General features: G+C 74.7%; 18 protein-coding genes, 1 tRNA gene and 2 pseudogenes. 17 read left to right on the top strand and 4 right to left on the bottom strand.

Annotated elements, in window-relative coordinates:
- Positions 1-22 precede the first annotated feature (22 nt).
- Positions 23-886, top strand: coding sequence for a very short patch repair endonuclease (locus tag ACFVXJ_RS17655; RefSeq protein ID WP_389662601.1), 864 nt, complete (start codon positions 23-25; stop codon positions 884-886).
- On the opposite strand, the gene ACFVXJ_RS17660 is transcribed toward ACFVXJ_RS17655, so the two are convergent.
- A complete protein-coding gene (locus ACFVXJ_RS17660; protein WP_389662603.1) occupies positions 859-1,869 on the bottom strand; it encodes a hypothetical protein in 1,011 nt (336 codons plus the stop codon). The genes ACFVXJ_RS17655 and ACFVXJ_RS17660 overlap by 28 nt on opposite strands.
- Before the next feature lie 56 nt (positions 1,870-1,925).
- On the opposite strand from ACFVXJ_RS17660, the gene ACFVXJ_RS17665 reads away from it, so the two are divergent.
- The 4 genes from ACFVXJ_RS17665 (at position 1,926) to ACFVXJ_RS17680 (ending at position 5,106) form a co-directional block, all read left to right on the top strand.
- A complete protein-coding gene (locus ACFVXJ_RS17665; RefSeq protein ID WP_389662604.1) occupies positions 1,926-2,756 on the top strand; it encodes a class E sortase in 831 nt (276 codons plus the stop codon).
- Positions 2,757-2,881: 125 nt separating this feature from the next.
- Positions 2,882-3,175 carry a DUF6412 domain-containing protein gene (locus tag ACFVXJ_RS17670; RefSeq protein ID WP_389662605.1) on the top strand — a complete coding sequence of 98 codons (294 nt, stop codon included), beginning with the start codon at positions 2,882-2,884 and terminating at the stop codon, positions 3,173-3,175.
- 145 nt (positions 3,176-3,320) lie between these two features.
- Positions 3,321-4,019 carry a YidC/Oxa1 family membrane protein insertase gene (locus ACFVXJ_RS17675; protein ID WP_389662607.1) on the top strand — a complete coding sequence of 233 codons (699 nt, stop codon included), beginning with the start codon at positions 3,321-3,323 and terminating at the stop codon, positions 4,017-4,019.
- A gap of 226 nt (positions 4,020-4,245) precedes the next feature.
- A complete protein-coding gene (locus ACFVXJ_RS17680) occupies positions 4,246-5,106 on the top strand; it encodes a fumarylacetoacetate hydrolase family protein (RefSeq protein ID WP_389662609.1) in 861 nt (286 codons plus the stop codon).
- Between the two features lie 195 nt (positions 5,107-5,301).
- On the opposite strand, the gene ACFVXJ_RS17685 is transcribed toward ACFVXJ_RS17680, so the two are convergent.
- On the bottom strand, positions 5,302-6,417 hold the full coding sequence (locus ACFVXJ_RS17685) for a Gfo/Idh/MocA family oxidoreductase (protein ID WP_389662610.1): 1,116 nt from the start codon (positions 6,415-6,417) through the stop codon (positions 5,302-5,304).
- Between the two features lie 50 nt (positions 6,418-6,467).
- On the opposite strand from ACFVXJ_RS17685, the gene ACFVXJ_RS17690 reads away from it, so the two are divergent.
- The 10 genes and pseudogenes from ACFVXJ_RS17690 (at position 6,468) to ACFVXJ_RS17735 (ending at position 15,763) form a co-directional block, all read left to right on the top strand.
- A complete protein-coding gene (locus tag ACFVXJ_RS17690) occupies positions 6,468-7,625 on the top strand; it encodes an ROK family protein (RefSeq protein WP_389662612.1) in 1,158 nt (385 codons plus the stop codon).
- A 287-nt stretch (positions 7,626-7,912) separates the two neighbouring features.
- Positions 7,913-8,689 (top strand): hypothetical protein, encoded by a 777-nt coding sequence (locus tag ACFVXJ_RS17695; RefSeq protein ID WP_389662614.1) that lies wholly within the window; start codon positions 7,913-7,915, stop codon positions 8,687-8,689.
- Positions 8,690-8,718: 29 nt separating this feature from the next.
- A complete protein-coding gene (locus tag ACFVXJ_RS17700) occupies positions 8,719-9,489 on the top strand; it encodes a GntR family transcriptional regulator (RefSeq protein WP_389662616.1) in 771 nt (256 codons plus the stop codon).
- Between the two features lie 148 nt (positions 9,490-9,637).
- A complete protein-coding gene (locus ACFVXJ_RS17705) occupies positions 9,638-10,759 on the top strand; it encodes a TIGR03364 family FAD-dependent oxidoreductase (protein ID WP_389662617.1) in 1,122 nt (373 codons plus the stop codon).
- 5 nt (positions 10,760-10,764) lie between these two features.
- Positions 10,765-11,490 (top strand): phosphonatase-like hydrolase, encoded by a 726-nt coding sequence (locus ACFVXJ_RS17710; RefSeq protein WP_389662618.1) that lies wholly within the window; start codon positions 10,765-10,767, stop codon positions 11,488-11,490.
- Positions 11,487-11,957, top strand: a pseudogene (locus ACFVXJ_RS17715) (ABC transporter ATP-binding protein); the annotation flags it as partial. The gene ACFVXJ_RS17710 and the pseudogene ACFVXJ_RS17715, both read left to right, overlap by 4 nt.
- Before the next feature lie 361 nt (positions 11,958-12,318).
- Positions 12,319-13,287 (top strand): annotated as a pseudogene (locus tag ACFVXJ_RS17720) (2-aminoethylphosphonate ABC transporter substrate-binding protein); the annotation flags it as partial.
- Positions 13,288-13,574: 287 nt separating this feature from the next.
- Positions 13,575-14,354: an HAD-IIA family hydrolase gene (locus tag ACFVXJ_RS17725; RefSeq protein WP_389662857.1), complete on the top strand. Its 780-nt coding sequence runs from the start codon at positions 13,575-13,577 to the stop codon at positions 14,352-14,354.
- 127 nt (positions 14,355-14,481) lie between these two features.
- Positions 14,482-15,084, top strand: a complete 603-nt coding sequence (locus ACFVXJ_RS17730; RefSeq protein ID WP_389662620.1) for a hypothetical protein — start codon at positions 14,482-14,484, stop codon at positions 15,082-15,084.
- A gap of 10 nt (positions 15,085-15,094) precedes the next feature.
- Positions 15,095-15,763 (top strand): class F sortase, encoded by a 669-nt coding sequence (locus ACFVXJ_RS17735; protein ID WP_389662621.1) that lies wholly within the window; start codon positions 15,095-15,097, stop codon positions 15,761-15,763.
- A 55-nt stretch (positions 15,764-15,818) separates the two neighbouring features.
- On the opposite strand, the gene ACFVXJ_RS17740 is transcribed toward ACFVXJ_RS17735, so the two are convergent.
- Positions 15,819-15,892: transfer RNA gene (locus tag ACFVXJ_RS17740), tRNA-Lys, on the bottom strand.
- Between the two features lie 188 nt (positions 15,893-16,080).
- Between ACFVXJ_RS17740 and ACFVXJ_RS17745 the strand changes: the two genes are divergently transcribed.
- Positions 16,081-17,655, top strand: a complete 1,575-nt coding sequence (locus ACFVXJ_RS17745) for a peptidoglycan-binding protein (RefSeq protein WP_389662623.1) — start codon at positions 16,081-16,083, stop codon at positions 17,653-17,655.
- A 400-nt stretch (positions 17,656-18,055) separates the two neighbouring features.
- Here ACFVXJ_RS17745 and ACFVXJ_RS17750 read toward each other — a convergent pair whose 3' ends face one another.
- Entirely contained in the window at positions 18,056-18,376 is a 321-nt protein-coding gene (locus ACFVXJ_RS17750; RefSeq protein ID WP_389662624.1) for a hypothetical protein, read from the bottom strand.
- Between the two features lie 583 nt (positions 18,377-18,959).
- On the opposite strand from ACFVXJ_RS17750, the gene ACFVXJ_RS17755 reads away from it, so the two are divergent.
- Complete coding sequence (locus tag ACFVXJ_RS17755; protein ID WP_389662625.1) at positions 18,960-20,309, top strand: SPFH domain-containing protein; 1,350 nt, start codon at positions 18,960-18,962, stop codon at positions 20,307-20,309.
- Positions 20,310-20,549: the final 240 nt, after the last annotated feature.

Genomic DNA, 20,549 nt, shown 5'->3' on the forward strand with positions numbered 1-20,549 from the left:
CGGCTCCGGGCATATCCGCGCCATGATCACCACGACGCACCGGAGGCTGGCCCGGCGCCGGCTCAACCTGGCCACCCGGCACCAGCTCACCACGGCCGCCGGAGTACCCGACGCCACCATCACCTCCCGCTCCCGCCCGGGCGGCCCCTGGCAGCGCTTACTGCCCCGGGTCTACCTGCTCCGGACGGGGCCCCCGGACCACCGGCAACGCGCCCTCGCCGCCGTCCTGTACGCCGCCGAGCCGACCGCCGATCCGCTCTCGGGGGAGACGGCCGCCCTGACCGGCGGCGCCGTGCTCGCCCTGCTCGGCATCCGCGAGGCCCCGTACGCGCGCTCCTCGCCCTCGCCGCGCGCCGCCCGTTGCCCCCGACCGTCCACGCCCGCGGCCACGTCCAGTTGGAGCTGCCCGTTCCGGGAGAATGGCGGGGTGGAACCCCTTGAGAGCACTCCGGCCGTCCGGGCCCGGATGAGTCGGCAGAAGAGCAAGGACACCGGGATCGAACTCGCCCTGCGGCGGTCGCTGCACGCGGCGGGACTGCGGTACCGGGTGCACCGGCGCCCGGTGAAGGGGGTGCGCAGGGAGGCCGACATCGTGTTCGGGCCGGCGCGGGTCGCGGTGTTCGTGGACGGCTGCTTCTGGCACGGCTGTCCCCTCCACGCGACGTGGCCGCGCAGCAACCCCGAGTTCTGGCGCGCGAAGATCGAGGGGAACCGGGCCCGCGACCGCGACACCGATGCCCGCCTCGCGGAGGCCGGTTGGTTGGCGGTACGGGTGTGGGAGCACGAGTCGGTGGCGGAAGCGGCAAGGCGCGTGGGGGCGGCCGTCCGGGCCCGCCGCCCCCGTAGGCCGGGTCCCGGTCAGACGATCGGTGTGTCGCCGCCGTGACACTCGGGGTAGGGCTTGCCCGAGCCGCACCAGCAGGGGGAGGCGGCGGACGGGGGCCACGGGGTGGCCTTGCCGCGGGCGGCCAGGGTGGTGGCGTACTCCGCCAGCAGGCTCGGGGAGGCGGGGGAGGTCTTCTCCGAGGCGGCGAACGCCTCGTAGGAAGGGACGCTGGCCGTGACGATGCCCAGGTTGGTGGTGCCGGAGCCGGCCAGGGCACGCAGGGACGCCTCGATGCTCTCCAGGTGCTGGGCGTGCGAGGGGTACTCGGCGGCGAGGGTCGGGTAGCTCGTCAGGAGCTCGGCCAGTTCCCGCTGCGGCCAGTGGAGGATCGCGACCGGGAAGGGGCGGGAGAGCGCGGCGCGGCGGTCGCCGAGTTCGGCGCGCAGCCGGGCGATCTCGGCGCGTAGTTCGGCCGGGTCGTCGGAGCCCAGGGCCCAGATGCGCTTGGGGTCGTGGAGCTCGTCCAGCGGGATCGGGCCGATGTGGCGGGTGTCCGCGACCATGTCCCATTCGTCGTGCGGGCGTCCGAGGAGGCGGCGGACGCGGTGCCGGCCCGTGAGGAGGGCGGTGGTCGCCCGGGTGAGGGGGGTGTTCTCCGGGATCAGGAGGGTCGCCGCCTGGGTGAAGCACTCCTCCGAGGCGGTCAACTCGTCGTGGTTCTCCAGGGTTTCCGCGATGACCTCCCAGGGGGCCGGGTCGGCGGGGGCCGCCGCGCGGATGCCCTGGATCAGGGCGCGGGCCTCGGCCTCGTGGCCGTACTCCCACAGGTTCGAGGCCTGGAGCGCCTTGATCAGGTGCGGGTCGTCGGGGTCGGAGGCGAGGAGTCGGTCGTAGAGCGCGCTTGCCCGTTCCCGTTCGTCGGCCAGTTCGAGGTGGGCCGCGGCCTGGAGGAGCAAGGGCTCCTGGTCCTCGGGGTAGCGGGTCGCCGTGCGGATGAGGCGCTCGGCTTCGGCGATGTGCTCGGCAGGCGTGTCGGGGCGCATGGTTCACACCGTACTGCCGCTGGTCAGTTGACGGGGGAGGTCTTAAGGTGCCGCCCGTGCGGGATCACATACCTGTGGTGGTGCGGGGACGCGGTCGGCGGGGGCGCCGGGCCGGTCTCGCGGGGGTGCTGTGGGCGGCCGCCGAACTGACCGTCACGGTGGGGATGGTGGTGTTGTTGCTGGTGGTACACCAGGTGTGGTGGACCAACCGGCAGGCACTGGCGGGCGCGCGGGACGAGGTGCGGGCGCTGGAGCGGGCATGGGTGGCCCCCGGGGCGACGCCCGGGCCGGAGTCCGAGGGGGATGCGCGGGAGGAGCCCGGGGCGCAGGGGGCGGTGGTGCCGTCCGCTCCGGCCGGGGCGCGGCCGTCGTCGTCCGCCTCGGCGGGCGCCGGGGCCTCCGCCGGCTCGCCGACCCGGGCGGCCGGGCCGGTCGCGGAGCCCGGCCGGGACCGGTCGTACGCCGTGCTGCGCATCCCGCGCCTCGGGCTGGAGGTACCCGTCGCGCAAGGGGTCGACAAGAAGGCCGTACTGGACAAGGGGTACGTCGGGCACTACCCCGGGACCGCCCAGCCGGGCGCGGAGGGCAACTTCGCACTGGCCGGGCACCGCAACACGCACGGGGAGCCGTTCCGGTACCTGAACCGGCTCAGGGTGGGGGACGAGGTGACGGTCGACGTGCGGGGGCAGAGGTACACCTACGTGGTGGGGCGCGTCCTGCCCGAGACGACGGCGCGGGACACGGGCGTGATCGCTCCGGTGCCGCGCAGCGTGGTGAAGCCGGAGTACGGATACAGCGCGCCCGGCGCGTACCTCACGCTGACCACCTGCACGCCGGAGTACACGTCCACCTACCGGCTGGTGGTGTGGGGGACGTTGAAACGGTGACGGGCGGTCGGGAATCCGGCAACCCGGGAACCCGGGAACCACGGCGTGAGCCGGTGCGTTGTGAGTGGTACGGGAGTTCGTACGGGATTCTCACGGGTGGGTCGGCAGCGGAAGGGGTGGGCGGCATGGTCGGGCGTTTCGTCGAGCTGTGCGTCACCCTGCTGCTGCTCGGCGGCCTCCTGGGGCTGCTGCTCGGCGAGAGCGGGCCGGCCGCCGTGGTGGTGGTCCTCGCGGCGGTCGTCGCGGTCGGCGCGGCCGCCCTGGCGGCGGGCCGTGTCCGGCTCGTGCCGCCGCACCGAATACGGACCGCGATCCGTGATCGCGAACAGCGCACGGCGTTCCTGCCGCAGCGTGACCCCGACGCCTCCGGCCGGTCGCGGCCCAGGGCCCCCGGCCGCCTCGTCCCGACGGCCGCGTAGGGGCGCGCAGAACAGGACCGGGCCGGTCGGCCCGTGCCGGTGGCGCTTGCTTTCCGCTCACTGATCATCTGTCGTCGCCCCTCGCGGGTCGTCACGCCGAAACGCATCACTTTCGACGTTCGACGAGACCCCTCGGAGGGCCCGCGTGTCCGTTTTCATCCATCTTGTTGCCCAGCTGGGCCGGCTGTTGGAGCCGGTGCTGGCCGAGTCCGCGACCGCTGTGGCGATCGTGCTGTTCACCGTGCTCGTACGGCTCGCGCTGCACCCGCTGAGTCGGGCGGCCGTGCGCGGCGCGACACCGATGGCCGGCTGCCTGCCCGCGCTGTTGCAACTGCCGGTCTTCTACGTCATGTACCGCGCCTTCTCCTCCGCGGACATCGGCGGCGCGGCCAACGAACTGCTGGGGCACCGGCTGCTCGCCGCACCCCTGGGGAGCCGGTGGGTCGACGCGCTGGGCGAGGGCGGGGCGTTCGGGGCGCCGGGGTTGGTGTTCCTCGGCCTGTTCGCGGCGATCGCGGCCGTGGCCGCCTGGAGCGCGGTCCGCGGGCGTCGGGCGGCACTGGCCTCCGACGCCGGGGCCGGGACCGGTGGTGGGGGCGCGGCCGGCGCGAAGGTCGCGGTCGCGGGCCGGGGGCTGCCGGGCGCCGGCGCGGCGGCGCTGACCACCGAGCAACAGGCGGCGATGCGGAAGCTGGGCGGCGCACTGCCCCTGTTGTCGTTCGGGACGCTGATCACCGCCGCCGTGGTGCCGCTCGCCGCCGGGCTCTACCTGCTGACCACCACCGCCTGGTCGGTCGCCGAGCGGGCCTGGCTGCAACGGCGCCCGGCGCCGGAGCGCGGCTGAGGGAGCGGGCGGCGGGGTCGGCGGGTGCCGCGGCGGCTGACCCGGGGCGGGTGCGGGCGGGCGGTGACGGCGAGGCGCACGGAGGGCGGCGTTCCAGTCCGTGAACAGGGTCTTGCGGATTGGCCGGACATCTTGGAGGATCGGCCAATCCTCCGATGGCCGCAACCCATCGTCCGGCCCGGGGCATGCCCATGGGCCGACCACCCTCGACCACGGGAGAATGCCCATGAAGCTGCTGCGTGTAGGACCCGTCGGGTCGGAGCGCCCCGCGCTGCTCGACCAGGACGGAACCCTTCGGGACCTGTCCGGGCTGATCACGGATGTGGACGGCGCGCTCCTCGCCGACGACTCCGCGCTGTCCCGGGTGCGGGACGCGGCGGCGGCGCCCGGGGGACTCCCCGCGCTCGACGCGGAAGGGCTGCGCGTGGGGTCGCCGATCGGCCGCATCGGCAAGGTCGTGGGCATCGGACTGAACTACTTCGGGCACGCCGCCGAGGTCGGCGCGGAGCCGCCGGCGGAACCGATCCTGTTCCTCAAGGCGCCGGACACGGTCGTCGGCCCGGACGACACCGTCCTGATCCCGCGCGGCAGCGTGAAGACGGACTGGGAGGCCGAGCTGGGCGTCGTCATCGGCGCCACCGCCCGCTACCTCGCCTCCGCCGAGGAGGGCCTGGCGCACGTGGGCGGGTACACGCTCGTCAACGACGTGTCGGAGCGCGAGTTCCAGACGGAGCGCGGCGGTACCTGGGACAAGGGGAAGAACTGCGAGACGTTCACCCCGCTCGGCCCCTGGCTGGTGACCGCCGACGAGATCCCCGACCCGCAGGACCTCGGTGTCCGGCTCTGGGTCAACGGCGAACTCAAGCAGGACGGCAACACCTCGGACCAGATCTTCCCGGTCGGCGAGGTCGTCCGGTACCTGAGCCAGTTCATGACCCTCTACCCCGGTGACGTCATCGTCACCGGCACCCCGGCGGGCGTGGCCATGGGTCAGCCGGAACCCAAGCCGTACCTCCGCGCCGGTGACGTCGTCGAGGTCGAGATCGACGGCCTCGGGCGGCAGCGCCAGGAGTTCAAGGGCGCGTGACCGATACCGGCGGCCGGGTCGGCGGCGTGGGAGGGGCGGACCCCCGGGGGGCGGCCCGCCCCTCCCGCCTGCCGGCCCTGGCCGGCAGGCGGGAGGCCACCCGGCCCACGCCGACGGCTCGCGTCCCGGCAGTCCTGCGCCGGCGGTTCCCGCGCCCGCCGCTCAGCCGCTGCTGCGCCGGCCGCGCGACCGTTCCTACGCCGGGTCGGCGGGCGCGAGCGTGACCGTGACGCCCTCGCGCGAGGACCGGCGGGCCGCCTCCAATACGGCCAGGCAGTGCGCCGCCTCACGCGCCGTCACCGGGGCCGGTCCGCCCTCGCGCAGGGCGGCGGCCACCGCCGCGTAGTACGCCGGATAGTCGCCCGGCGCGGTCGGCACCGGGGCTCCGCCGCCGGTCAGCGGCGATTCCCCGGCTCCCAGTCGGCCCCACAGGTGCTCGGGCTCCACGCCCCACGCCTGGCCGTCGCCCGCACCCGGCCGCAGTCCCTCGCGCAGCGCGGCCTCCTGCGGGTCCAGGCCGTACTTCACGTAGCCGGCGCGCGAGCCGAGCACACGAAAGCGCGGACCGAGCTGGGCGGTGGTCGCGCTGACGTACAGGTGCGAGCGCACGCCGCCCACGTGGGTGATCGCGATGAAGGTGTCGTCGTCCGCCTCCGCGCCCGCACGGCGCACGTCGGTCTCCGCGTAGACCCGTACGGCCGGACCGAAGAGCACCAGCGCCTGGTCGACCACGTGGCTGCCGAGGTCGTAGAGCAGGCCGCCGATCTCCTGCGGCGCCCCCGATTCCCGCCAGCCGCCCTTGAGCTGCGGCCGCCAGCGCTCGAAGCGGGACTCGAAGCGCTGGACGTCGCCGAGTTCGCCGTCGGCGAGGAGCCGGCGCAGGGTGAGGAAGTCGTTGTCCCAGCGGCGGTTCTGGAAGACGGACAGGAAGGTGCCGGTCCGCTCGGCGAGCGCGGCGAGTTCCTCCGCCTCGGCGGCGGTGGCGGCCAGCGGCTTGTCGACGACGACGGGGACCCCGGCGGTGAGGGCGGCCCGGGCCAGCGGGACGTGCGTCTTGTTGGGGGAGGCGATGACGACGAGGTCGACGGACTCGGCTCCGTCCCCGCCTTCCCAGAGTTCGGCCGCGGAGTCGGCGATCCGGATGTCGGGGTACGCCGCGCGCGCTTGGGCCCGACGGTCGGGGTCGGAGGTGACGACCGCGTCGAGGACCAGCCCTTCGGTGGCGGTGACGAGGGGGGCGTGGAAGACGGAACCGGCCAGTCCGTAGCCGACGAGTCCGACACGGAGGGGGGAGGTGGCGTTGAGGGGCATGGGTCATACTTTGGCAACAGTGTTGCGTAAGTGCAAGGAGAGGCGGCGGGGTGAACCGGGGCAATCGGGACGGCGGGGGCCGGGGCGCAGGCCAGGGCGACAGCCAGGACGGGAGCCGGGGCGGGGTGAACCTGCCGGCGGTGCGCGGGCACAACGAGGCGCTGCTCCTCGGCCTGCTGCGCGGTGCGGGACCCGGCGGACTGGGCCGCGCGGACCTCGCCGACCGTACGGGACTCACCCCGCAAGCGGTCAGCAAGATCACGGCGCGGCTCGCGGCGGAGGGGCTGGTGGCCGAGGCCGGCCGGAGCGCGTCCACGGGAGGCAAGCCGCGGACCCTGCTGCGGCTGGTGCCGGACGCCCGGCACGCGGTCGGCGTGCACCTCGACCGTGATGAGCTGACCGCCGTACGGGTCGACCTGACGGGAGGCGTCGTCGCACGCCGGCGCGGCCCGCTGGACTTCGCGGCGGGGCCGGACGCGGCGGTGGCGGCGGTGCTACGGGCGGTCGTACGGGTTTGCGACCCGGGCGGGGCCGGGGCGCCGCTGCTCGGGGTGGGCGTGGCGGCGCCCGGTCCGCTGGACTGGCGGGACGGGGTGCCGGGGAGGGTGACCGGGTTCCCGGAGTGGGAGGGGTTCCCGCTGCGGGAGGCGCTGGCGGCGGCCCTGTCGGGGGCGCCGGCGGGGGCGGGGCCCTCGGCGGGGGCCTTGGCGGTGGTGGTGGACAAGGACACGAACGCGGGGGTGGCGGCGGCGGCCGGGCACGAGGCGGGCAACTGTGTGTACCTGCACCTCGGGACCGGTCTGGGGGCGGGGCTGCGGCTGGACGGCTCGGTGTTCCGGGGGCCCCGCTCGCTGGCGGGGGAGTTCGGGCACCAGGTGCTGGAGCTGGACGGACCGCCGTGCCGGTGCGGGGGGCGGGGCTGCGCCGAGGCGCTGTGCCTGGCGGCGCTGGAGCGGGGAGACCTGGCGGGAGCCGCGCGGGTACTGGGGGAGGGGGCGGCGAACGTGGTCGCGCTGCTGGACGTGGACCGGGTGCTGCTGGGCGGGCGGGTGGTGGAGGCGGAGCCGGAGGTGTTCGTGGAAGGGGTCCGGGCGGTGCTGGCCCGGCGGCGGATCGGGGGCGCACCGTTGGTGGCCGTGGCCCGGGCCGGGGTGGCGGAGGGGGCGGCGGAGCTGGTGCTGGGCCCGCTGTTCGGACGGGGGGTGTGAGGCGCGGCCCCGGGATTCGGGCGCGGCGCCGTTGCGCCGCGCGGCCCCGGCCCCGCCGGGATTCCTGGGGCTCCGCCCCAGACCCCGCGCTTCAATCGCCGGCGGGGCCGGATCGGCCCGGCCGGCGTCCGATCAGGCGTAAAGGGGAGGCTGCGCGCGTGCCCCCGGCAGGGTCGGGGCGGGGGCGTGGGAGAGTGCCGGGCGGGGCGGGGTGATTGTCGCCTCGTCCGATCATCAACGTTTCCGTCTCATCAACGTTTCCGTCCGGCGAGCTGCGAAGGTCCTCCATGCGACTGCGCGAAGCCCTTGCCCCTCCCGCCCTGCTGGCCGCCGTGGTCCTCTGCCTGCTCGCACCCGGGCCGGCGGCCGCCGACATCGGCAACGGCGGCGGCGCCCGCCCGGTCCCCGCTCCCGCGCTGCCCTCGCGCGCGAAGGCCAGCTGCGGGGACGCCAAGAGCAGCGCCTTCCCCATCGGTGCCCGCATCCGCGGCGGCCCGGCCGTGTACCGCACCGGCGGCGGACCCCAGACCTGGTTCCTGGACCTGACCAACACCACCGCCGGCGCGTGCACCGCCATCCACCCCGTCGTCGTCTTCACCGACAAGGCCCGCGCCCTGCGCCCCGCCCACCTCCGGATGGACTTCGAGACCCCCGACGGCCCCCACGCCGTCACCTTGGAGCGCAGCGACCGCGACGAGATCATCGCCGTGTTCGACGGCGGCGCGGCGTTCCCCGGGTTCACCATCGGCGCCGGCGGCTCCCGTACCGTCCGGGTCTCGCTCGCCTTCGCCCCCGACGCCCCCCAGGGCGAGGTCCTCGCCGACGCCGCCGTCGTCCGGCGCAAGGGCGACGACGGGGAGTGGGTCGGCGAGGCGGGCGGCTACCGGTTCTCCGTCGAGGGTCCGGAGGACGAGGCCGTCGGGGAGGCGGGCGCGCTCGCCCACACCGGCCCCCGCCCCTGGGTTTCCGCCGCGGCGGCCGTCGCCACCCTCGCCACCGGTGGCACGCTGCTGTTCGGCGCCCGCAGGCTCCGGTCCCGCGCCGAGGCCCGCGCCGAAGGCTGACGTACAGGCGGCCCACGTACAGTCCCAGGGTGGAACATCAGAGTCAGCGCCTGCCGCACCACCCCGGGCAGGCCGTGCGGTCCGGCATCCCCGAGCACGGCCGCATCCCCAAGTACTACGCGGTCAAGGCCCGTATCTCCGTCCTGGTCGAGGAGCTCGGCGAAGGCGGCCTCCTGCCCACCGAGCGCGATCTCGCCGAGCGGTACGAGGTCTCCCGCGAGACCGTCCGCCAAGCCCTGCGCGAGCTGCTGCTGGAGGGCCGGCTGCGCCGCTCGGGGCGGGGGACCGTGGTCGCCGGGCCCAAGCTGGAGCAGCCGCTGTCGCTGGCGAGCTACACCGAGGGCGTGCGCCGCCAGGGCCGCCGCCCGGGCCGTCACCTCATCGGCCTGGAGCGTTTCCCCTGCCCGCCCGAGCTGGCCCGCGGCATCGGCGCCGACACCGGTGAGCCCGTCTGGCACCTGGAGCGCGTCCTGCTGGCCGATGACGAGCGGGTCGGCCTGGAGAGCACGTACCTGCGCGTCGCCCGCGCGCCCCGCCTCGACAGCGATTTCCAGCCGGATTCCTCCTTCTACGGATACCTTCGCGACCGCCTCGGCATCTCGTTCGGCGACGCCGACGAGAAGCTGGAGACGGTCCTCGCGACGCCCCGCGAAGCCCTGCTGATCGGCACCCCGCCCGCTCTTCCCATGCTGCTCATCCACCGTTTCTCGCGGGACCAGGACGGGCGTCCGCTGGAGCGGGTGCGTTCGCTCTACCGTGGCGACCGGTTCAGCTTCACGACCCGCCTGCGCCCGGAGTAGCCTCGGCCATTCCGTCACCAGAGCGAGCGAAAAGGACGCACCCTTGTCACAGGAAGATAACGGGTCTAGGCCAAGCGTCGGAGCCTGTTCACCCGCCCGCCATCACCCCGCCCCTCCCGGTCCACGGCCCGCCCGCACCGTGGACGGGGTGAGAGTCATAGTCGTCGGAGGCGGCGTGGTCGGCACCATGCACGCCTGGCAAGCAGTCGAACGCGGCCACGAGGTCGTCCAGATCGAACGGGAAGCGGAGGCGCGCGGGGCGTCCCTGCGCAATTTCGGCCAGATCTGGGTCAGTGGACGGGCCGGCGGCGAGGAGCTCGACACCGCCCTGCGCGCCCGCGAACTCTGGGAGCGGATCGGCGCGCGGGTGCCCGGCCTGGGCTTCCGCGCCATCGGCTCCCTCACCCCCGTCCGCACCTCCCGTGAACTCGCCGTCGCGGAGGCGGCCGTGGGCCGCCCGGACGCCGCCGCCCGCGGTTACGCGCTGGTCACCGCCGAGCAGGCGCGGGCGATCAACCCGGCCCTGCGCGGCGCCTTCGAGGCCGCCCTGTGGTGCGAGCGCGACGCCGCCGTGGAGCCCCGCACCGCCCAACTCCACCTGCGCGACGCCCTGCGCGCCACCGGCCGGTACACCTTCCTCCCCGGCCGCGAGGTGCGCGAGGTCGTCGGGGTCGGCGCCGTCCGCGACGACCACGGTGACGTCCACCGCGGTGACGCCGTCGTCCTCGCCACCGGAGCCTGGCTGTCGGGCCTGGTCCGCGAGCTCGATCCGGACCTCCCCGTCCGCCGGGTCCGGCTCCAGATGATGCAGACCGCCCCGCTGGGCGAGCCGCTGACCACCTCCGTCGCGGACGCCGACAGCTTCCGCTACTACCCGGCGTACCGGTCGCAGGCGCTCGACGCCCTCGACGCCGGGCAGCAGCGGGCGCCGGTCGCCGCCGCGCACAAGATGCAACTGCTGATGGTCCAGCGCCGGGACGGCGGACTGACCATCGGCGACACCCACGAGTACGAGCACCCCTTCGCGTTCGACACCGTCGAAGATCCCTACGAGCACCTCACCGAGGTGGTCGAGTCCTTCCTGGGCCGCCCGCTGCCCGCGATCCGCCGCCGCTGGGCGGGCGTGTACGCGCAGTGCACCGACACCACCCGCGTCGTCCACCGCCGGCAGGTCGCCGACGGCGTGTGGCTGGTGACCGGACCCGGCGGGCGCGGCATGACCTGCTCGCCCGCCATAGCCGAGACCACCGCGAACGAACTGGGCTGGTAGTCGACATGACAGACAAGAACACGATCGCCGCACCCCTGAACCTGATCGTCCTCGACATGGCCGGCACCACCGTCGCCGACGGCGGCCTCGTCGAACGCGCCTTCGAACGCGCCGCCGAGCACCTCGGGGTCGAGCCGGGCAGCGCGGACCACGCCGCCAAGCTCCAGTACGTCCGCGACACCATGGGCGAGTCGAAGATCTCCGTCTTCCGCGACCTCTTCGGCACGGAGGACCGTGCCCGGCGCGCCAACTCCGCCTTCGAGAGGGCCTACGGGGAACTCGTCGACGGCGGACTGATCGCCCCCGTCCCCGGCGCCCGCGAGGCCGTCGAGAAGCTCCGCGCCGACGGCCGCACCGTCGTCCTGACCACCGGCTTCGCCCGTGTCACCCAGGACGCCATCCTCGACGCCCTCGGCTGGCGGGACCTGGCCGACCTCACCCTCTGCCCGGCCGACGCGGGCGGCCGGGGCCGGCCCTACCCCGACATGGTGCTGGCCGCGTTCCTGCGCACGGGCGCGGTGGCCGACGTACGGCAGGTCGTGGTCGTGGGCGACACGGCGTACGACATGCTCAGCGGTGTCCGTTCGGGTGCCGGCATCGTGGCCGGCGTCCGCACCGGCGCCCACGGCCGCGAGGCCCTGATCGACAACGGCGCGACCCACGTCCTCGCCTCCGTCGCCGAACTCCCCGCCCTGCTCGCGGGGTCGCGCCGGCCGGCGGAGTCGGCGTGAGCGGCATCCGCTTCGACTCGGTCTCGGTCGCCTACCACGGCACCACCGTCCTGGACCGGCTCGACCTCACCGTCGAGCCGGGCGAGGTGATGGCGCTGCTCGGCCCTTCCGGCTCCGGCAAGACCACCGCCCTGCGCGCCGTCGCCGGGTTCGTGCGGCCCGTCGCCGGCCGGGTGCTCATCGGCGGCCGGGACGTCACCGGCCTGCCGCCGCACCGGCGCGGCATCGGCATGGTCGTCCAGCAGTACGCGCTGTTCCCGCACATGCGGGTCGCCGAGAACGTGGCCTTCGGCCTCAAGGCGCGGAAGGAACCCAAGGCGGGCATACCCGGGAGGGTCGCCGAGGCCCTGGAGATGACGGGGATGGCCGGCTACGCCCAGCGGTACCCGCGCGAGCTCTCCGGCGGGCAGCAGCAGCGCGTCGCCATCGCCCGCGCCCTCGCCATCCGCCCCGGCGTCCTGCTGCTGGACGAGCCGCTGTCCGCGCTCGACGCGCACATGCGGTCCGGGATGCTCACCGAACTGGCCCGACTGGACCGCGAGTTGCCCGAGGTGTCCATCCTGTACGTCACCCACGACCAGGTCGAGGCGCTGACCCTCGCCGACCGGATCGCGGTCATGGACCGGGCCCGGCTCCAGGACTGCGGCACCCCGCGGCAGCTCTACCGGTCGCCGGGCACGGAGTTCACCGCCGCGTTCGTCGGCAACGCCAACCTGCTCCCGGTGACCGTGGCCGACGGCGGCGCGGTCTTCGAGGGGCGCCCGCTGGAACTGGACCGGGGTCTCGCCGCACCCGGCGCGGGCGCCACCCTCCACCGCCGGTTCCGAGGGCGGCGAGAAGATCGTCACCGTCTACAGCGCCGACGGCCTCAAGAGCGACAAGGGCGACGGCTGGTACGACAAGGTCTTCGCCGACTTCACCAAGAAGACCGGCATCGAGGTCAAGTACGTCGAAGGCGGCTCGGGCGAGATGGTGCAGCGCGCCCTGCGCGAGAAGACCAACACCCAGGCGGACGTCCTCGTCACCCTGCCGCCCTTCATCCAACAGGCCGACGGCAAGGGCCTGCTCCAGGCGTACCAGCCGCAGGGCTCCGACAAGGTCAACGGCGGCGACAAGGCCACCGACGGCGCGTGGACCTCGGTGGTGAACAACTACTTCGGCTTCGTCTACAACAAGAAGGAGCTGACCGGCGCCCCCAAGACCTGGGAGGAACTGCTCGACGCCGGGTACAAGGGCAAGCTCCAGTACTCCACCCCGGGCGTCACGGGCGACGGCACCGCGGTGCTCGTCAAGGCGATGCACGACTTCGGCGGCAAGGAGCCGGCGATGGAGTACCTGAAGAAGCTCCAGGCCAACAACGTCGGCCCGTCGTCCTCGACCAGCAAGCTCGCGCCCAAGACCGACAAGGGCGAGCTGCTCGTCGCCAACGGCGACGTGCAGATGGACTTCGCCCAGTCCAAGTCCATGCCGAACCTGGGCATCTGGTTCCCCGCCAAGGACGGCGGCAAGCCGACCACCTTCGCCCTCCCGTACGCGGCCGGTCTGGTCGACCAGGCCCCGCACACCGAGAACGGCAAGAAGCTCCTCGACTACCTGCTGAGCGAGGACGCCCAGAAGCTGGTCAGCGAGGTCGGCGGCGGCTTCCCCGCCCGCACCGACGTCAAGCCCACCGACGCCAACGCCGTCGACCTCGCCGCGCTCATGACCGGTGTCGAGGTCTTCGAGCCGGACTGGGCGGACATCGACAAGAACCTCGCCGGTTACGTCGACGCGTGGAAGTCGGCCACCGGAGGCTGAGCGATCGCCTCCCGGTCACCCGTGACCCGCACGGTGACAGGTCCCGGCCGGAGCCACCGACGTACAGGTCCGGTTCCGCTCAGCGGCACCAACAACTGGTACTGGACGGTCGACAACCTGAAGCTCGGCTGAGCCCGGTCTCCCGCCGATCTCCCGCCCCCACCCGCCGATCTCCCCGTCCCCGTCCGGGCCGTGGACGCGCCCCGCGCCCACGGCCCGTCCCCGTTAGGGTGGTACAGACCGGAGGCCCCCGAGGTCAGAGGCACCGCAGAGCGGAGAACAGTCCCGTGGCAGAGCGCAAGCCGATCGAATCCTGGCTCACCGACATGGACGGAGTCCTCATCCACGAGGGCACCCCGATCCCCGGCGCCGATGCCTTCATCAAGCGGCTGCGCGAGTCCGGCAAGCCCTTCCTGGTGCTGACCAACAACTCCATCTACACCCCGCGCGACCTGCACGCCCGGCTCAACCGGATGGGCCTGCACGTCCCCGTCGAGAACATCTGGACCTCGGCGCTCGCCACCGCCAAGTTCCTCGACGACCAGCGCCCGGGCGGCACGGCCTACGTCATCGGGGAGGCCGGCCTCACCACCGCCCTGCACGACATCGGCTACATCCTGACCGACCACGAGCCCGACTACGTGGTCCTCGGCGAGACTCGCACCTACAGCTTCGAGGCGATGACCAAGGCCGTCCGCCTCATCAACGGCGGCGCCCGCTTCATCTGCACCAACCCGGACGAGACCGGCCCCTCCATCGAGGGCCCGCTGCCCGCCACCGGCGCCGTCGCCGCGCTGATCACCAAGGCGACCGGCAAGCAGCCGTACTTCGCGGGCAAGCCCAACCCGCTGATGATGCGGACCGGTCTGAACGCCATCGGCGCGCACTCCGAGACCAGCGCCATGATCGGTGACCGGATGGACACCGACGTGCTCGCCGGGCTGGAGGCGGGCATGCAGACCTTCCTCGTCCTGACCGGCCTGACCACGGTCGAGGACACCGAGAAGTTCCCCTACCGCCCCACCAAGACGGTCGACTCCATCGCCGACCTCGTCGATCTCGTCTAGCCCGCCCGGAGGGCGCCGCTCGGGGCGTACGGCTGACTCGTACGGCTACACGTACGGTCCAAGGGCGCGCCGCTCCGGATGCGGAGCGGCGCGCCGCGCGTGAATCTCCTTGTTGAGGAGGTTCACCATGCGCAGTGCTCTGATCGCTCTCCGTACCACCGGGGTGGCCGTCGCCCTGACGGCCCTCACCACGGTGACCACGCCCGCGGCCGTCGCCGAGGACTGGGGCCGCGGCGGCGTCTCGGTCCGGCCCGACCCCGCCGAGCCCGGCGACCTGGTCAAGCTGGAGGTGCGGGGCTGCGACGGCGGCTGGGCGTCGGCCAGAGCCTCCGTCTTCGTCTCCGAGGTCCACCTGTCCGCCGGACACGAAGACCGCCACGCCCTGTGGGGCGAGGCGCTCATCGCCTCGCACGCCCGGCCCGGCTCGCACGAGATCCGCGTCAAGTGCGACGGCCGCGACGACCGGGTCAGCGGCACCCTCCGCATCCGCGAGCGGCACCACCCGGACCCGCACCAATCGCCGGTCTGGCCGGTCCACGCGGGCGGCGGCGCGATGGCCGCGGAGGTCGCCAAGACGACCGAGCTGGCCGCCGCGCCGGCGAAGAAGAACCACGGCGGTGACGGCCCGGGGCTGCCCCAGACGGTGATCGGCGCCGTCCTCGCCGCCGTCGCCACCCTCGCCGTCGCGGGCAGGGCGCTGGCGCTGCGCCGCCGTCGCAGCGGCGAGTGAGGGTCCGCCGGTGAGCGAGGAGCCCCGGGGCTCCGGCGGCCCCCGCCTGCTGACGTTCGCCGCGTGGACGGTGCTGGTGCTCGGCCTGTGGCTGTGGGGACGGGAGATCACCGGGGTTCCCGTACCGCCCGCGGGGCAGGCCGGGGGCGGCGGGGCGGCGGCCCCGGGCCTGCCCGTGGCGCACACCCCGCTGGCGGCGGCCCCGCCCGCGCGGCTCGACGTACCGTCCCTGGGCATCCAGGCGCCGGTGATCACGCGCGGCCTCGACCGCGAGGGGGCGATCGAGCCGCCCCCGTACGAGAACCCGGGCACGGTCGGCTGGTGGAGCGGCGGCCCCCAGCCCGGCAAGGCCGGGACCGCCCTGCTGGTGGGCCACGTGGACACGCGGGCCAAACCGGCGGTGTTCTACGGATTGAGCACGGTGCGGCGGGGGGACAAGGTCGGCGTGGTCCGGGCGGACGGCTCGGTGGCCGAGTTCACGGTCGAGGACGTACGGGTCCACGAGCGGGCGGGCTTCGACCCGCAGAAGGCGTACGGCCCCAAGGTGCCGGGCCGCGCCGAGCTGCGGCTGGTGACCTGCGGCGGGACGTACGACAAGACGGCCAAGGAATACTCGGCGAACGTGGTGGTCTCCGCCTATCTGACGGGCGTGCGGACCAGACCCGGTACGGCGGTGTGAGGGACGCGAACGAAGAAACCCCCGCAGCTTTCGCTGCGGGGGTTTCTCCCGTCTGTGCGCCGCCAGGGACTCGAACCCCGGACCCGCTGATTAAGAGTCAGCTGCTCTAACCAACTGAGCTAGCGGCGCTTGCTGACAGGGAAAACTCTACCCCACCTGTGGGAGTGCTCAGGACCAGCCGCGCCCGCGTTGTCCGATTAACCCATGTTTGAGGGGTTTGTCGTGCACGATATGTCTGGGCCGAGCCGAATCTGATGCCCCGCCAGACGCGTGCCCGGCCGGACGAGGTGGACGAGCAAGGGGAGTGGACGGAACGCATGACGACGCAGCCTCCGGTGCATGTGCAGATGGCGCCATCGATGCCGATGCCGGTCTTCGAGGAGTACGAGCCCGCGGGCGACTGTGTCTGCCTGGGCTGCGCGCAGCGCCGGCGCGCCCTCGCCCGCGGGCGGGCCATACCGCTCCGGGACGGCGGACACCCCGCCGTGCGCGGCGCCCGCCGCGCGCTGGTCCTGGCCACGGCGGCCGGTGTGGTGCTGAGCGGTGGCGGCGCGACCGCCCTGGCGACGGCGCGCCCGGTGCCCGGGCCGGGGCCGTTGAAGCCGACGGTGCCGGACCCGGTGAAGCCGACGCCGCCGCCGGGGCACGCGAAGCCGGGTGGTCCGGGTCGCGGGAAGCCCGACGGTGCGGGGCAGGTGAAGCCCGACCGTCCGGGGCACGGGAAGCCGGGCGGGTCCGGGGTCGGGACGGCGGACGGCCCCGGCTCCCCGCAGGGCGGACGGGCCCCGCTGCACGGGCCGAAGGGGTCCCCCGCCAGGCCGCCGGGCCTGCCGGGCGCGCCCACGGCGGTGCGGCGGATCGACCGGGCGACGATCATCAACCGGGCGAAGGTGTGGGTCGAGGAGCAGGTCCCGTACAGCATGTCCGACTACTGGTCGGACGGGTACCGACAGGACTGCTCGGGCTTCGTCTCGATGGCCTGGAACCTCGGCTCGAACGAATGGACCGGCAGCCTCGACAAGTTCGCCAAGAAGATCACCAAGGACGAGTTGCTGCCCGGCGACATGCTCCTCTTCCACAACCCCTCCGACCCCAACAACGGCTCGCACGTCACCCTCTTCGGCGGCTGGGTCGACGAGACGCGCACGCACTACATCGCCTACGAGCAGACGCGCCCGACGACCCGCACGCTGGCCACCCCGTACGGGTACTGGAACAACGCGACGAAGTACCTGCCGTACCGCTTCACCGGGGTGACCGGCGGGCTCCTGCCGGACGGGCCGGGCACCGACCCCAAGCCGACGGCTCCCGCCACCTTCCCCGGAGCGGGGATGTTCGGGCCGGGGGCGAACAACGAGTACGTGGCCCGCCTGGGCCGGATGCTGATCGACCGGGGCGGGCGCCGTTTCTACCCCAAGGGCCCGAGCACGAAGTGGAGCGAGTCCGACCGGCTGGCGACCCGGGCGTTCCAGACGGCCCAGGGCTGGACGGGCGCCGAAGCCGACGGCATTCCGGGCGCGCACACCTGGCGGCTGCTGGTGGAGGGGCAGGGCAACGACATCGTGCCCCTGCCCGACGCCGCGCCGGGCCCGGGCGGGCACCCCGCCCATCCGGGCCCCGGCGGGCACCCCGCCCATCCGGGACCTGGCGGGTACCCCGCCTACCCGGGGCCGGCGGCCTTCCGGCCGGGGCAGTCCGGCCCGGCCGTCGCGGCCCTCGGCCGCCGGTTGGTGGAGAAGGGGTTCGGCAAGCACTACACGTCCGGCCCGGGCCTCGCCTGGAGCGAGGCCGACCGCCGCAACGTCGAGGCGTTCCAGCGCGCGCAGGGCTGGCGCGGTGCCTTGGCCAACGGCTATCCGGGCCCGGAAACCTGGCGCCGGTTGTTCGCATGACGGAGGCAACGATGTACCCCACGCGCACCACGACCACGACGGGCACCTTCCCCGTCCCCCCGTTGCCGACGGCGACCGCGACGCCGCCGCCGGCCGACCCCCGCCGGAGCCCGCGCCCGGGGCGCTGGACCACCCGACACCGCCCGGCCCCGGCCGCCCCTGCCCGGACGGCGCCACCGCCCGCCGCCGCCCCGGCCTGGTCCCCGGCCTGGCCCTCACCCCCGGCGGAGCCTCCGACGGTGGTGCCGCCGGCGGCTTCGACGTCGGAACCGGCGGGGGCGCCACCCCCGGCCCCGAGCCCCGGCCCGATCCCGGCGGCGGCTTCGGCGTCCGAGCCGGGCCGGGCGGTGGTGCCGCAGGCGGCTTCGGCGCCCGAGCGGGTCGCGCCTCTTTGTTCCGCTCAGTCGGGCGTCTCGGCGGTGCTTCGGCCGTCGGTGTCGTTTGGTAACCCGGTGTCGGTCGGAGTGCCGCAGGCGGCTTCGGCGCCCGAGCGGGTCGTGCCCACGTCCCAGGCCCCGAGCCCGGGCCTGGCTCCGGCGGGTGCGTTCCCGAGCCGAAGCCACGTCCCGGCTCCGGAGCCGGCCCGGGCGGTGGCGCCGCAAGCGGCCTCGGTGTCGGGCGTTTCGGCGGTGGTTCGGCCGCCGGTGTCGGTGGGAGTACCGCAAGCGGCTTCGGCGTCCGAGCCGGTCGCGCCCCTTTCCGCCGCGCGGTCGGCAGCCACCGCCCCGGCCTACTCCCCGGCCCCGGCCCGGAGCCAAAGTCCGGCTCCGGCCCCGACGCCGGCGGTGGTGCCCGGTCCGGCCGCGCCTCCGGCGACGACGCCGCCTTCCGGCCCGACTGCCGAGGCGGCCGCACCCCCGGCGGCCTCGGCCCCGCCCCCGACTCCCGGGGGCACCGTCTCGCCGTCGGCCCGGGTGGTGCCGCCGGCCCCGACTGCGGCCACCGACCCGGCTGCGCAGCCGAGCCGGCCCTCCTTCCGGACCCCGGACCTCCACCGGACCTCCGACGCGACCCCGGCCCACGCCGGGGCGGCAACCCTGGCGCCCGCCCCGACCCCGGCGGCGGCCCTCGCCGCGCACCGGCAGCCGACTGTTCCCGAGTCCCCGGACGCCCACCCAGCTCCGGCCCCCGCCCGGGCGGCGGCCCCGACCACAGCTCCGGCCCCGCAGCCGACTCCCGCGGCGGCCCTCGCCCCGCACCGGCAGCCGGCTGGCGCTGCCTCCCCGGACGCCCACCCAGCTCCGGCCCCCGCCCGGGCGGCGGCCCCGACCACAGCTCCGGCCCCGCACCCTGCCCCCGCCCCGGTGGCCTCGGGGTCGGCGCCGGGTACGGCGGCGGAGCCGAGCCCGGGGGCCGAGGCCGGTGGGGGTGTCGAGCGGCACGACCGGTCGGAGCGCGACGGGGTGCTCGCCGCGGTCCGCGAAGCCGAGTGCCCGCACCCGCACCCGCACCCGCACCCCGACGGCATCCCCGCCGCCCGCGCCCAGGGCGAGTCCGGCTCGTACATCCCCCACCCCCAGGCCCCGCACAAGCCCGGCATCGTCGCCGATCTCGTCGGCCGGGCCGTCGCCCGCGTACTGGACCCCAAAACCGAGGAGGACCGCGTCGAACCCGTGCGCGGGACCGCCGTCACCGAGGTACCCGTACACCTTCCGTTCCTCGGCCGGGTCCGCCCGCCCGCCCCGGCCCCCACCCACCGGCCACAACCCCCCGCGCCCCGCGCCACGCCGCAACCCGCCGGCCGCCGCGTGCCCCGGGGCGACGACGGCCTCCGCGAGCACCGCGGGCCCGTCCTGCCCGGGTGGTTCGCCGTCGGCATCGGCGGACTCGCCCTCACCGGCTGTACGGCGGTGCTCTGGCGGGCCGGCGCGGTACCCGACGTCCTCGCCGTCGCCTTCGGGGCGACCCCCCGCGCCTATCACGGGCTGCCCGCCACCTCCTGGCCGCCGCTCGCCTTCCTCGGCGTCGTCACCCTGCTCGCCCTCGGCGGACTCGGCCGCGCCAAGACCGGCCACGCCTGGGTGCTCACCCTCTTCGGCCGTTACCGCGGCACCGTCCGGCGGACCGGGCTCACCTGGGTCAGCCCGCTCCTGCTGCGCCGTCGGGTCGACGTACGGCTGCGCCACTGGCGCAGCGAACCGATGCCCGCCGTCGACGCCGGAGGTCTCGCCCTCCAGGTCGTCGTCCAAGTGGTCTGGCAGGTCAAGGACACCGCCCGGGTCACCTTCGCGGTGGCCGACCACACCGAGTACCTCGCCGAACAGGTGGAATCGGCCATGGCCCGGGTCCTGTCCCGGCTGCCCGCCGACGCGTTCCACGAGGACGCCCCCACGCTGCGCGACGCCGAGGCCGTCGGCGACGCGCTGACCCGGATGGTGGCGGCCGAGACGGAGGCCGTCGGGATCGAGGTGTTCTCCGCCCAGCCCACCCGCATCGAGTACGCCCCCGAGGTCGCCGAGGCGATGCGCCGCCGCCGGGTCGCGGCCATCGACGCGAAGCACCGGGACACCGTCCTGACCTCGGTCATCGACGCCGTCGACGACACCGTGCACCGGCTCACCGCACGCGGGATCGTCGAGCTGGACGACTACGAGCGCAAGGCCCTGGTGAAGGACCTGACCGTCGCCTTCTACACCGGACGCGCGGACCAGTAGCCGTCGGGCGAGGGCGCGAGGAATGAGGAACGGGTGGCCGGTCACGACCGGACCACCCGTTTCCCCGTTGGTATGGACATGGCCAACTCCCGTCAATAACCTGGAACTTGGTCTAGACCTGAATGCCATCCCCACCGCACCGCTTCTCGCCGCACAACCGCACAACCGCACAACCGCACCGCGCCCCACCCACCGCGTGCGCACGCTTTCCCGCCTGACTCCCCCCACGTTCAAGGAGCA

The organism is Streptomyces sp. NPDC058279, assembly GCF_042881255.1.
GTDB lineage: Bacteria > Actinomycetota > Actinomycetes > Streptomycetales > Streptomycetaceae > Streptomyces.